The organism is Vibrio sp. 10N.286.52.F8 (assembly GCF_041468745.1).
GTDB lineage: Bacteria > Pseudomonadota > Gammaproteobacteria > Enterobacterales > Vibrionaceae > Vibrio > Vibrio crassostreae_C.
Window position 1 is genome coordinate 50,423 of sequence record NZ_JBFRJF010000036.1, and the last position, 13,033, is coordinate 63,455.

Genomic DNA, 13,033 nt, shown 5'->3' on the forward strand with positions numbered 1-13,033 from the left:
ATGGTAATTTGTGTATGGTGACAAAAGGAAAACGCTACGTTGGACTCTCCCGACAGTTGATCGGGATGATAATAGCGATCAGTACCTTATTCACAGTTATAGTGACAGGTCTCGGGTTGTATGTAGAGTACCAAAGTCGAGTTTCTTTTATCAGCTCTCAGATCGAGCAGGTCAAGGCTGGCTACCTTTCTGGTTTAACGGCAAGTTTGTGGGTTGAAGATCGAGAGCAATTGTTTGTGCAAGCCGAAGGCATCTCTCGCCTCCCTTCGGTCAGTTACCTTCTTATCGAAAGTCCCGATGAAAAAATTCTAGAGTTAGGTCAAAAGACCGAAGGCCAATCTTATTCTCAGTCTTGGGAAATGGTGCACCAGATGGGCGGCACAGACTTCCCGTTGGCGACGCTCACGGTGCAATCAGACTTGAGCATGATCCTAGATGACTTTGAAGAACGAGTGTTATTGTTGCTCGCCTTCGAAGCCGTTAAAATCTTCTTGTTGTCTCTCGTATGTTTAACCATCGTCTATCGTCTTGTCGTAAAACGTTTGATGACTATGTCTTCCCAAATCAACCAACAACAGGTCGAAGACAACAAACCGCGCTTTATAACGCCAACTCACTCTACTTACAAAGATGAGATATCGACTCTAGAGAGTAGCTATAACCGATCGGTAGAACGTATTCGTCAACAATATCAAGAGCTGGAAAAAGCCAAAGACGTTGCTGAGGTGGCCAACCGCAATAAAAGTGAATTTCTTGCCAATATGAGTCACGAAATCCGTACACCAATGAATGGGATTATCGGGTTGTCGTCTTTGCTCTCTGAAATGGATATGCCGAAAGAGCAAAAAGAGTACATCAACATGCTCAACACCTCTTCGCTTACGTTGCTCGACTTAATCAACGACATTCTCGATTACTCGAAGATCGAAGCGGGGCGACTAGAGCTTCAGCAAGAGCCGATGAAAATGATGGGCATTGCGGCCGACGTTGAATCAACCTTTCGAGTGAAAGCCGAACAGAAAGGGCTTCGATTCCAATTAGCGATCGACCCTAAGATCCCAACCATGGTGATTGGCGACGGCACACAACTAAGACAAGTCCTAAATAACTTAGTAGGTAACGCGATTAAATTTACCGAGCATGGCCACGTCACGCTCTCGCTTCGTTTGGAAGAGGTGGTTGAGCCTGAGCAAAAACTCAGAGTGAGGTTCGAGGTTGTCGACAGCGGTATCGGTATTGCAGAAGACAAACAGAAATCGGTGTTCGATAAGTTTCAACAAGCCGACGGCAGTACCACACGTATTTATGGAGGCACAGGGCTTGGTCTAACAATATGCGAGAAGATAGTGACATTGATGGGCAGCAAGCTTGAACTCACCAGTGTTGAAGGTAAAGGCAGTACCTTCTATTTTACGGCTGACTTTGACCCGTGTTTAGAAGCCGATGAAAGCAATATCGATTTCAATAAGGTTTCGGTTCTGCTTGTGGATGATAGCCAGCTGAACATGCGTATAACGTCTACACAGCTTCAATCCTTTGGCGTTAAGTCTGAGTGCTGTGAAACGGCAAACCAAGCGTTAGAGTTGGTTTCAGAGTCTGTGGCTCAGTCATCACCTTATGATCTCGTTCTGATAGACAAAGTAATGCCGTCCGTTGATGGCTTTCAACTGGCGAGAAGCTTAGTTGAACGCTTTGGTAGCGAGTGTCCCAAGTTAGTGATGATCTCTGCTGACCCTAGAAAGCAAGATGAAGCTCGTGCTAAACAAGTCGGTTTTGTTGCCTACATTGCGCGTCCTTACCAAGATAATCAGCTTAAATGGACCATCAGTGAGGTACTCGCGAGAGCGGCTGATACTTCAGTCTTTACCTATCCGAACAGAGGAGAGGTTGCGTTTAAAGACAATGAACCTGTGCCGTTAAGTAAACCTGCAGCGGTTGTTAAAGATGCTCCCATTGTCTCTGTAAACGCCACACCAGCCGATAAACAAGCTCCAATTCAAGCAGAGTCAAAACCTGTCGCAGTTGCCGGAGAATTTAGTGGTACAGTTTTAGTTGTTGAAGACTCGCGAGTAAACCAACAAGTCGCCAAGATGATGCTCAAGAAGCTTGGCTTTGAGGTTGATATTGCCGACAACGGTGAAATTGGTGTCGAGAAATTCAAAGTCAACGAATACGAGATGATTTTTATGGATTGTCAGATGCCGGTTCTCGATGGCTTCGAAGCGACCAAGCAGATCCGAGCGCTCGAAGAAGGGGCTGCAAAGCATATTCCAATCATTGCGCTGACGGCCAACGTCGTGCAGCGAGACAAGCATTTGTGCTTCGATGTAGGCATGGATGAGTTTTTACCTAAACCGGTTAACCAAGGCAAACTGAGAGAGATCGTAGCGAGTTTCTTGTCGAAAGAGACGGAATCAAACAAAGAACATGAGCAGCAAATTGTTTAGTTGAGTATCTCTAATCTTACTTTCATTAAAAGAGTAATGAGGCGAATTAGACATAGTCTTTTATGCCGTTGGTTATATTTGAAGTATCGTGTGAAAGAAATGATAAAGGTGGCCTGAAAAGACCACCTTTTTTGTATGTGTCGGTTTGAACTTAATCTCTATCGATTGCGAACGCAGACCATGCTTGACGTGTCGGCATCACTTCGACTCGGTTAATGTTGATGTGATCTGGCAAGGTTGCGATATAAAACATCTGCTCGGCAATATCCTCTGCTGACAACGGTGTAGTGCCTTGGTAAAGGTTGTCTGAAGCCGTCTGGTTACCTTTAGTTCTTACAAGAGTAAATTCCGTTTCTGCAATACCAGGGGAGAGGTCAGTCACTCGTACCCCTGTGCCTTGTAAGTCACAACGTAGGTTGTAACTGAACTGCTTTACGAACGCTTTGCTGGCACCATACACATGGCTTCCTGGGTAAGGCCACTGTCCGGCGATTGACCCAACATTGATGATTGAGCTTCCTGCGCCTTTTTTAATTAACGTAGGCAACAGCGCATGAGTAACATTAACCAAGCCTGTGACATTGGTATCGATCATAGTGTGCCAGTCTTTCAAGTCCACATCAGGCGCGCCTTCTGGTGCCAAAGCTAACCCAGCATTATTGACCAATGCGGTAATCGATGAAAATTCAGCGGGTAATGAATCAATGGCTTGTTTTACGGCGTCTGCGTCTCGAACGTCGAGTTGAATTACATGCACAGGCACCGTTAATTCTTCCTTTAGGTCGAGTAGCCTTTCGATTCGACGACCAGACAGCACTAACGACCAGTTATCTTCTGCGAAACGTTTTGCTGCCGCTTTGCCGAAACCAGAGGTTGCCCCTGTAATGAACGCTATCTTATCCATAAATACATCCTTCTAATTTGAAATTAACATAAGTAGTGCCATGCCGATCAAAATCGGCGCGGTCGTTGTTTTTGCAGACAAGTTCGGTACTGATAGATACAGTTTTTGCCCCAGTACATTGCCAATCAAAGCTGCCGGTAATAGCCATAAACCTGTGATGAACGATTCTTGGTTAAATGCGCCAATCCATATGAAGCCGATCAGTGAAATCGCTGAACTCAGCAGAAAAAACACAATCGCGGTGGCTCTCTGTTCACTGGTTTTAATGGTCAGGTTCATCAAATACGTCACTAATGGCGGACCTCCTGAAGAAGCGGTGGTCATGCTAAACCCCGAAATGGCTCCCGCCCAAAACGCGTGTCGTTGGTGCAACCAAGTGAGGCGTAAGTCCAAAATAATCAGCGTGCTAGCGACCAAAGACATCATCGCGATAAAGGCCTTCAAGCCTGATTCCGATATCGTGCTAATGAAATACAGCGAGAAAGGCACCGCAACCAACATGCCAATACACAGCGGCGCAATAAGCCGGATATTGATGGTGGTTTTACTTCGCTTGAGCAGAGGAAAGGCACTTAAAAAGTCCAACAAGATAGCGATGGTTACCGCTTGCAATGGTGGAACAATAAAGCTGAGGGAAAGCGCTACGATAATCGCAAACCCAAATCCTGAATAGCCTCGAACTACTCCTGCAAACAGAATCAATGTCATCGCTAATCCTAATTCCACTCTTGCTCACCTCTTTGCTTTTGATATTGCTGCTGCGTTAATTAGCGTTCGATGAGACCTGTCTCGTCTGCCTTTCAATCTATTCACACCTAAGAGTTTTGAATAGAGCCAGATCGACGATTGGATTGGGTCAGGCAGTTTGTTGGATCGGGGATGAGACTTGGGCTGATGTACTGGCCCAATGTTTTGTTGAAACTGACACTATGACCTCCGCCCTGTTTGGGATGAAGATTATTCCATCCGATAGCGCAGCCTTTTCAATGTCGTGTTTTGTGTCTTTCATTATCGAAGGCGAGCCAAGCACGAGCGGCTGTGAATCTAGTGTTGTTAATGGAGACGATGAAATGGAAGTATCAACAGAACAGCTTGTGAACCAAGATATTATCGACCTCGACAAGAGCGTATTTCATTCTTGGTCTATTCAAGAAGCAGCGGAGCCTATCGCCATTGCGGGTGGGCAAGGATGCAAAATGTGGGACTACGAAGGTAAAGAATACCTTGATTTTAGTAGCCAACTGGTTAACACCAACATTGGTCATCAGCATCCACAAGTGATCAAAGCGATTAAAGATCAGGCTGATTCATTAGTGACCGTTGCCCCTGCGACCGCCAACCTCACTCGTGGTTTGGCGGCTAAGCGTATCTTGTCGAAAGCGCCAAGCTCGTTTAAGAAGGTGTTCTTTACCAATGCAGGGGCAGATGCCAACGAAAATGCGATTCGCATGGCGCGACAATTCACAGGGCGCGACAAGGTGCTATCTGCTTACCGTTCTTACCATGGCAATACAGGTACTGCTATTGCTGCGACGGGGGATTTTCGTCGAATTCCAAACGAGTATAGCCGTGGGCACGTTCACTTCTTCAATCCATTTCTCTATCGAAGCGAATTCAACGCGGCGACTGAGGCAGAAGAGAGTGAGCGTGCCCTGCAGCATTTAGAGCGAGTGATTGAATGCGAAGGACCAACGGCGATTGCGGCGATTATCCTAGAGACGATTCCGGGAACGGCTGGTTTTCTCATTCCGCCCAAAGATTACCTTATCGGCGTGCGTGAGCTGGCAACCAAACATGGCATTCAGTTGATATTCGATGAAGTCATGGTCGGCTTTGGTCGCACGGGTAAGTGGTTTGCGTTTGAGCACTTTAATGTCGTGCCAGATCTGATTACTTTCGCGAAAGGGGTGAACTCGGGTTATGTGCCGGCTGGTGGCGTGGTGGTCAGCGAACCGATCGTTGAGCACTTTAAGTCAAACTTCTTTATGGGCGGCTTAACGTACTCTGGTCACCCTTTGGCGATGGCTTCTATCGTTGCAACGCTCGATGTGATGGAGCAAGAGGGCATTGTCACACATGCTGATAACGTCGGTAACAGCGTTCTAGGGCCGCTCCTACTGAGCCTTCAAGAGTTGCACCCTATGATTGGTGATGTGCGCGGTAAAGGGATGTTCTGGGCGGTTGAGCTGGTGGAAGATCGTGAAAGTAAAACACCTTTAAGCAATGAAAAAATGGGGCAATTGAAAGCGCAATTGACCAAGCGAGGCCTGTTGACCTTCATTGTGAATAACCGCATTCACGTTGCGCCACCTTTGGTTATTCAGCCAAGCGATATAAAGAAAGGCGTTAAGATCATTGATGAAGTGTTGTTTGAACTCGCTTCTTAAGTCTCCAATAAGATAGCCAGCACAGCAACCAAGGCACTTTGACAAAGAATTCCCCGTTCTTTTCAACGTGCCAAACCTAACCTTCAGAAACGACAAAAGAGCATCGATTGATGCTCTTTTTACGTTCTTTCACTAAATCAGTCTGGTCAAACTGCTCTTAAGTGATGCTAGATCTTCATCACCTCTGACAGCTCTTTGATACCGGGTGCGATCAGATCTTTGTCGATGGCGTGAAAGCCCAATCGAAAATAGGAATTGGGGTCATATTCTGACAATGCTTCACAGCCCGATTCCGTTTCGGTATTCGTCATAAAGTGTGAATAGCCTGTCTCAATCAATATGCCCTTTTGGGCGGCTCGTGAAGCTAAACGCTGGCTATTGATGTGGCTGGGCGTTTGTAGCCACAGAGAGTTGGCCTGCTCGCTTTGAGCCAGTCGCTTGCAGTCAGGTAAGTACTTCAAGACAGCATCGTTGATCAGCTTCCAGCGCTGGCGAGTGTTTTCTCTAAAGCGCCTCACAAAGCTGTCGTAGTAGCCTTGTTCAATAAAGTGCGCTACTTCCATCTGAACACGGCTTGGCGCATGTCGGTACATCAAGCGACGCAGTATTCTAAGGTCGTAGATTAACTCTTCAGGTGCCACGATGTAGCCTAACCTCAAGCCGGGTGCCAGTAGCTTAGAGAAGCTGCTGACGTAGATGACTCTCCCTTCCTTGTCATTGGCTTTTAGCGCGGGTTTAGGATTCCACTCCACGTTGCACTCGGCGTCATAGTCATCTTCGATAATTACCGCGTCATTGGCTTTGGCCATTTCAAGTAACTGAGTTCGACGCTCATCACTCATGGTGACGCCGGTTGGAGCTTGATGGCTAGGCGTGACATAGAAGTGATCACACAGTGAAGAGTGCTCATTGAATCTCAATCCTTGTTCATCCACTTGATGCGGGTGTAATTGCGCGCCAGAGAGATTGAAGATGTGATTCGCTTCTTTGTAGCCGGGGTTCTCGACTCCGACTCGACTCTGATGGTTCATGAGCAAAGTCGAAATCAAATACAGCGCATTCTGCGAACCTAAGGTTATGAGGATCTCATCACTTTGGGCATGAATACCGCGCTGTGGGAGCACCCTTGTGCGTATCTGTTCGACCAGCATGTCGACGTCTTTATCGACCTTGTCGCAAAGCCAGCGGTGATCATGTGGGTCTGAGGTGACCTTTCTTGTCGCTTCTCGCCATTGAGCTAATGGGAAGTCATTGATAGAGGGTTGGCCAAAAATAAATGGGTATTGGTAACAACTCCAATGCGAGGGTTTGACGATGCGTGGGTATTGGCCCAATTGCAGCTTAACGCGTTTGCTCCAATCCGGTGCATTGTCGCTGTCGGCTGATTCAAAATGATCCAAACTCGCGTCGATAGTATCACTCGGGTTTTCATACTTTTCTGAAAGGTAATAACCACTGCGAGGCTTACTGATGAGGTAGCCATCGTCGAGCAAACTGTCGTACACCAAGGAGACAGTATTGCGTGAAACACCCAATTGGCTAGACAGCTTACGACAAGACGGAAGCGCTTGTTCAGCCGGAAAAATACCATTCAATATCGCCGTCACCAAATAGCTACGTACTTGTTCTTGCAGGCTTCTTTTGGAATCAAACTCGATGAAACAATTGTGATTTATCGCCATGAGATACAGTCCTTATTCTCAGTGAACCTCAGTCCAATTTGTATAAAAGAGCAAGAAATGCGCCAGAGTTCATATTGATGTTTTAAGAGTGTGTTTTGCTCTCTCTCAACCCCGAAAATTACGTTGTCCCAAACTAGAAAATCGTTCTGTCCCAACCTGAAAATTAAATTGGCTCTACGTCTCCGATGCATTCCGTTCATAAAGTAAAGGCAGGCAAATAATCTCGATAAGGAAAGCGTATGAAACAGGGAATGACGATGAAGGCATGGGTTTCAACAGCGGCAGCGACAGTTGTACTGGGTTGTTTTGGAGTCGCACAAGCATCGGAGCTTGCAGCCATCGAAAAGCAAGGCTTCATGAAAGTGGCGACAGAAGACAACTACTCTCCATTCAACTATATCGACCGCGGTAAGCCTGCGGGGATTAACAAAGATTTGCTTGATGAGTTACGTGAATATTCGAAGTTCGATATCGAACAAGAGATCTTACCTTGGACAGGACTACTCGCTTCGGTATCTGCGGGTCAATATGATGTGGCGTTAACTGGCGCGATCATTACCGATGCTCGCTTGAAGGCCTTTGATTTCACTCCACCTATCGCTTCAGCGCAGCATTACTTCTTAACCAGAGCTGACGCGGAAGATATTAATACGGTAGCCGATTTAGATGGAAAAACAGTGGGCTTACAAGCGGGCAGTGCTTTGCTAGAAAGGCTTCCAGAGCTCGAAGTGATGCTCGAAGCACAAGGCAAATCTTTGGGTAAAGTGGTGCAGTATCAATCCTACCCAGAAGCGTATTCCGACTTGGCAATCGGCCGAATAGACTATGTGATCAACAGTGTGGTTTCAGTTAACGAGGTAGTGAAGTCGAAGTCAAAGGTATTCAAAAAAGGCGAAGCAGTCTCTGGCCCAGGTTTCGTTAGCTGGCCAGTTCCTAAAGATAATCCTGAGCTTTTGGCTTACCTAACGGAATTCTTCCTACACCTTGAGCAAACAGGAAAAATGGCAGAGTTGCAGAAGAAGTGGTTCGGTGAATCGTTCGACCAACTCCCTTCAGAAGCCATCACTTCGGTTGAGCAGTATCACAAGCTAACAGCCGTTCAATAGATGAATAAGCATGCGCCGACACAAACAGTTAGCGGCTGTTTGTGTCCATGCCAATGGGTTCAAAGCGGTTTAACCCATGAGTCTTTGGCGCACAATCTATCGAAAGAAGTCGCTGATCAAAGAGGTCGTTTATGGATTATTACGCTTGGGAACAGTTGCTACAGGGCGCGTGGGCAACGGCATGGATATCGGCAGTATCGATTGTATTAGGTGTCGTCATCGGCCTAATGATTGCCTTAGTTAGAATGATGAAAATCCCGTTTGTGGATCAAATGTTGGGTATCTATGTCAGCTGGGCACGAGCAACGCCTTTGGTGACACTGGCTCTGTTTATTTTCCTTTCTTTTCCGTCATTTGGCATCAATTTAGATAAACACGTTTCTGCTATTTTAGCTCTCACACTCAATACATCGGCATTCAATGCAGAGATTTGGCGCAATGCCTTTCTTAACTTTTCAAAAGGACAAATGGAAGCGGCAGAAGCCATTGGTATGAGACGTATCACTTATTTTCGCCGCATCATGTTCCCGCAAATGGTGATCATGAGCCTACCAGCGCTAGTCAATGAGATGTCGTTCTTAATCAAAGGCAGCCCAGCGATTGCGGTGATCGGCATCGTCGACCTAACTCGTGTCACCAATCGAATCTCTGCGGTTACCTATGAACCACTTGGGCCGATTCTATGTGCCGGTGCCATTTACATGTTGATTATTGGCGTGTTGGTGAAGTTGCAAGCGGTGGCTGAAAACCGAGCTACTTATCTGCAGTAGTAAGTGTGGCTATCAGTAATCTACCTCAGTCACAGCTATCAACAACAACCACAGTTTAGCCGTCATGGCTACTTGGTCAGAAACACCATTTACCTGCTTGTGATGCGTTATTGAGCGGGTAAGTTTAAGGAGTAAATATGGAAGAATGGAATATTATCTGGCAACAAAAAGAGCTGTTTGCTTCAGGGTTTGTGACCACATTTTATCTTTTTGTTTCGTCTTCAATCTTGAGTTTCATCATTGGCATCGGTTTGTTGTATTGCCTCGAAAACTCAAAACTTGGTGTGAAGTACACCATCAATAGTTTGATAGGCATGATGCGCACCTTGCCGTTTCTTATCTTAGCGTACCTGCTCTATTACGGGTTGCCGCAGGTTGGTATTCGACTCGATGCGATTACAGCGGGAATCATCGCGCTAAGTCTCTATCACGGTACCTATTTTTGTGAGATTTTCCGAGGTGTTCGTAAAGGATTAGAGCCAGGTTACATCGAAGCGGCGCACGCTTATGGCTTCTCTAAATTCAAAACATTTACCCGAGTTATTACCCCAAATGTGTTGTTTAAGTCGGTTCCACTGATCACGAACCAACTCATCATCTGCTTAAAAGACACTGCGTTTCTTAGCATCATCACCGTCGCAGAAATTACCGCGGCCGCCAACAGCATTCAATCGACCTACTTCATCCCATTGAATGCGTTCATCATTGCTATCGCGCTCTACTGGGTTGTGAGTATTGCACTTGAAAGCATCACCAAACGAATCCAAACCAAAGTTGAACTTAGAGGACTTAGCCATGCTTAAACAATCAGAGATTATTGAAACGGAAGCACCGATTAACCCTTCTTTGGGCGTGAATTTGGAAGTGATTGAGTGCGAGCCACTATTGGAAGAACGAGAGACGATCATCAAGGTTGAAAACCTGTCGAAACAGTTTGATGGCATCGAAGTACTGCGAGACATCAACCTCAACATCAACAAAGGCGATGTGGTGAGTATTCTCGGCTCGTCAGGTTCGGGGAAATCAACGCTACTGCGTTGCATGAACTGGTTAGAGCAGCCAGAGCGCGGCACGATTTTTATGGGTGATGAGCGTATTGGTATCAACTCTGAAACGGGTAAGCCACTCAAATACAAAGAGTTGGCGAAACTTCGAGAGCGTCTTGGAATGGTTTTCCAAAGCTTCAACTTATGGCCGCATCTCACCGTGTTGCAAAACGTTATGGAAGCGCTCGTTCACGTTAAGAAGATAGCGAAATCAGACGCCGAAGAGATGGCACGTAAGCAACTCGATAAGGTTGGTATGTCGCACAAACTAGAGAACTACCCAAGCATGTTATCGGGTGGGCAAAAGCAACGTGTCGCTATTGCCAGAGCTCTCGCGATGGAGCCGGATGTGTTGCTGTTTGATGAACCAACGTCAGCACTCGATCCTGAATTGGTCGAAGAGGTGTTGTTGGTGATGAAGAAACTGTCGCAAGAGGGCTACACCATGGTGGTTGTGACACATGAGATGGAGTTTGCGCGTCAGGTATCGGATCAGGTGGTATTCCTTGAGAAGGGGATATTGATTGAGAAATCCAACCCAGAGAAGTTCTTCACTAACCCAGATTCACCAAGGGTTAGACAGTTCCTCAAGCTTGATTCATGAACTAGATGATTCACATCACCTTAATGTTTGACCGCTAAATCCTAAACTCCGACTGAATCAGTCGGAGTTTTTGTATGTGTGGGGTTCTTCTCTCAAGCAGGCACAGCATGACCCAATGCTATCAATATGGATCACCACAGAATCGGGTCGCCAGTATTCCAGTTCGCAGTCCATTAACTCGCCATCTTGTTTGTAGTTCACTCGGCAGATCTTAAGAACAGGCTGGCCCTCAGCCAAATTCAATGCCTTAGCGACATAGGCTGGGGCTGAAGTGGGAATTACATCAAAACGCGAGCGTTGGGTCTCGTAGCCGTATTTTTCTCGGTAGATGCCTGTTAGTGACATGGTGAGGTTTTCCGACAAGACACCATCAAATAAGGGCGCTTTCAGTACATTTTCAACAAACAGCACTGCTCTACCATCAATAAAACGCAAGCGCTCAATCACGTGTATTGGCGTTATCTGCTCTATCTCTAATGCTTTGGCGTAATCGCCTGTCGCCATCTCTGTACGGGTGCTGAGCAGTCTGGTTTCTGCTATGCGGTGTTGTTCACGAATCATTTGATGAAAGTGAGAACGTGATAATGGGTTATAGCGAACACGTTCGGGTGACACATACCAGCCTCGGCGCTCTTCTCGGTATATCAAACCTTCGGTTTCTAATGAGACCAACGCATCTTTGAGCGTAATTCGTGTGGTTGAAAACAGCTCGCTGAGCTCTCTTTCGGATGGCAGTTTTTGCCCTTCGGTGAAGATGCCTGATTGAAGCTGCTCTCTAATGCTCGCCTTAATTCTGCCTAGCTGTGTCCCTGATTGCGCTGTAGCCAATGTTCTCATTACTGATCTAGTCCATAAGTTCGTATGCTCAATAAGGTAAACCATGGAGTTAACAGGAATGTGACAGTAAACAAAGGCTTACTGTCATATGAGTGAAATATAACTGCCACGAAAATGCACCCTAACTGTCAAATAAGTTGCGCGAAAGCGTCACACTCTGGCGATAGCATACAAAAAGAACTTACTGACCTAGTCCAGAGGGATAGAGACAATGAAAACTTTGCTTAGCCGTTCAACTGTATCGCCAGCCAAACTGATTGGTTCACCTGCAAAATTAATCGGCGCAACGCTAATAACGGCAACACTTTCAATGCCAGCGATGGCGAAGGATGCTGATCTTGAGTCACTGATTGAAGCATCAGGATACAGACATGAGCTCGGCTCAAGAGATCTCGAAATTTGAAGCAGAGAAAAGAAACGCAACTGCAGATATCGGTGATGTTGGTTTCGCCTTTGCACGTGTCGCTGTGCAGAAAGACGTAACGCAGCCATACAAGCCAACGACTTGGGATGACATTCCAGATTGGGCGAAAGACAAAGATGGTCACTGGGCTCTGGCTTACACAGGTACTATTTCGTTCATTTCAAACAACAACCTTGTTGAAGATGCACCAAAATCTTGGAGTGACTTACTAGAAGGTGACTACAAAGTAACAGTGGGCGATGTTGGCGTAGCAGCGCAAGCAAACAACGCGATTCTAGCGGCTGCATTTGCTAACGGCGGTGACGAGTCAAACCTAAAACCAGCGATTAAATTCTTTGGTGAGCTAGCGAAGCAAGGTCGCCTATCTTACACAGATCCAAGCATCGCAAACCTTGAAAAAGGCGAAGTGGAAGTTGCGATCATGTGGGATTTCAACGCATTGAACTACCGCGACACGATCGACCGTGAGCGCTTTACGGTAAACATTCCACAAGATGGCTCAGTGATTTCTGGTTACACCACCATCATCAATAAATACGCGAAAAACCCGAACGCGGCGAAGTTGGCTCGTGAATACATCTTTAGTGACCAAGGCCAAATTAACCTAGCAGAAGGTTACGCACGTCCAATCCGTAGCAGCGTTACGCTACCTCAATCAGTACAAGACAAGCTGATCTCGAACGAGCAATACAGCAACGTGCACCCAGTATCTGACTTCTCAGCATGGGAAAAATCAGCACGTCGCTTGCCACGTCAATGGCAAGAAAGCGTATTGATTCACCAGCAATAACCCCGCTTAACACGCCACCTGTAATGGGTGGCTTAT

General features: G+C 46.4%; 10 protein-coding genes and 1 pseudogene. 7 read left to right on the plus strand and 4 right to left on the minus strand.

Annotated elements, in window-relative coordinates; genetic code table 11:
• Positions 1-14 precede the first annotated feature (14 nt).
• Complete coding sequence (locus tag AB4133_RS17180; protein ID WP_136974559.1) at positions 15-2,447, plus strand: response regulator; 2,433 nt, start codon at positions 15-17, stop codon at positions 2,445-2,447.
• Positions 2,448-2,598: 151 nt separating this feature from the next.
• Here the strand turns inward: AB4133_RS17180 and AB4133_RS17185 are convergent, their stop codons facing one another.
• A complete protein-coding gene (locus tag AB4133_RS17185) occupies positions 2,599-3,351 on the minus strand; it encodes an SDR family NAD(P)-dependent oxidoreductase (protein WP_017061222.1) in 753 nt (250 codons plus the stop codon).
• A gap of 12 nt (positions 3,352-3,363) precedes the next feature.
• Complete coding sequence (locus AB4133_RS17190) at positions 3,364-4,059, minus strand: sulfite exporter TauE/SafE family protein (protein WP_017066352.1); 696 nt, start codon at positions 4,057-4,059, stop codon at positions 3,364-3,366.
• Between the two features lie 362 nt (positions 4,060-4,421).
• Here AB4133_RS17190 and AB4133_RS17195 point away from each other — a divergent pair, with 362 nt between their 5' ends.
• Complete coding sequence (locus tag AB4133_RS17195) at positions 4,422-5,738, plus strand: aspartate aminotransferase family protein (protein ID WP_017066353.1); 1,317 nt, start codon at positions 4,422-4,424, stop codon at positions 5,736-5,738.
• A gap of 167 nt (positions 5,739-5,905) precedes the next feature.
• On the opposite strand, the gene AB4133_RS17200 is transcribed toward AB4133_RS17195, so the two are convergent.
• Positions 5,906-7,420 carry a PLP-dependent aminotransferase family protein gene (locus tag AB4133_RS17200; protein WP_017066354.1) on the minus strand — a complete coding sequence of 505 codons (1,515 nt, stop codon included), beginning with the start codon at positions 7,418-7,420 and terminating at the stop codon, positions 5,906-5,908.
• 239 nt (positions 7,421-7,659) lie between these two features.
• Here AB4133_RS17200 and AB4133_RS17205 point away from each other — a divergent pair, with 239 nt between their 5' ends.
• The 4 genes from AB4133_RS17205 (at position 7,660) to AB4133_RS17220 (ending at position 10,946) form a co-directional block, all read left to right on the plus strand.
• Positions 7,660-8,526, plus strand: coding sequence for a transporter substrate-binding domain-containing protein (locus AB4133_RS17205; protein WP_065584482.1), 867 nt, complete (start codon positions 7,660-7,662; stop codon positions 8,524-8,526).
• Between the two features lie 131 nt (positions 8,527-8,657).
• Positions 8,658-9,296 (plus strand): amino acid ABC transporter permease, encoded by a 639-nt coding sequence (locus AB4133_RS17210; RefSeq protein ID WP_017061227.1) that lies wholly within the window; start codon positions 8,658-8,660, stop codon positions 9,294-9,296.
• Between the two features lie 137 nt (positions 9,297-9,433).
• The gene (locus tag AB4133_RS17215; protein ID WP_371720767.1) at positions 9,434-10,099 is read left to right on the plus strand and encodes an amino acid ABC transporter permease; all 666 of its coding nucleotides are present in this window, start codon (positions 9,434-9,436) and stop codon (positions 10,097-10,099) included.
• The gene (locus tag AB4133_RS17220; protein ID WP_065584483.1) at positions 10,092-10,946 is read left to right on the plus strand and encodes an amino acid ABC transporter ATP-binding protein; all 855 of its coding nucleotides are present in this window, start codon (positions 10,092-10,094) and stop codon (positions 10,944-10,946) included. The genes AB4133_RS17215 and AB4133_RS17220 overlap by 8 nt, the downstream gene beginning before the upstream one ends.
• Before the next feature lie 57 nt (positions 10,947-11,003).
• Here AB4133_RS17220 and AB4133_RS17225 read toward each other — a convergent pair whose 3' ends face one another.
• Entirely contained in the window at positions 11,004-11,783 is a 780-nt protein-coding gene (locus tag AB4133_RS17225; protein ID WP_372225118.1) for a UTRA domain-containing protein, read from the minus strand.
• A gap of 211 nt (positions 11,784-11,994) precedes the next feature.
• Here AB4133_RS17225 and AB4133_RS17230 point away from each other — a divergent pair.
• Positions 11,995-12,997, plus strand: a pseudogene (locus AB4133_RS17230) (ABC transporter substrate-binding protein).
• The last annotated feature ends 36 nt before the right edge of the window (positions 12,998-13,033 follow it).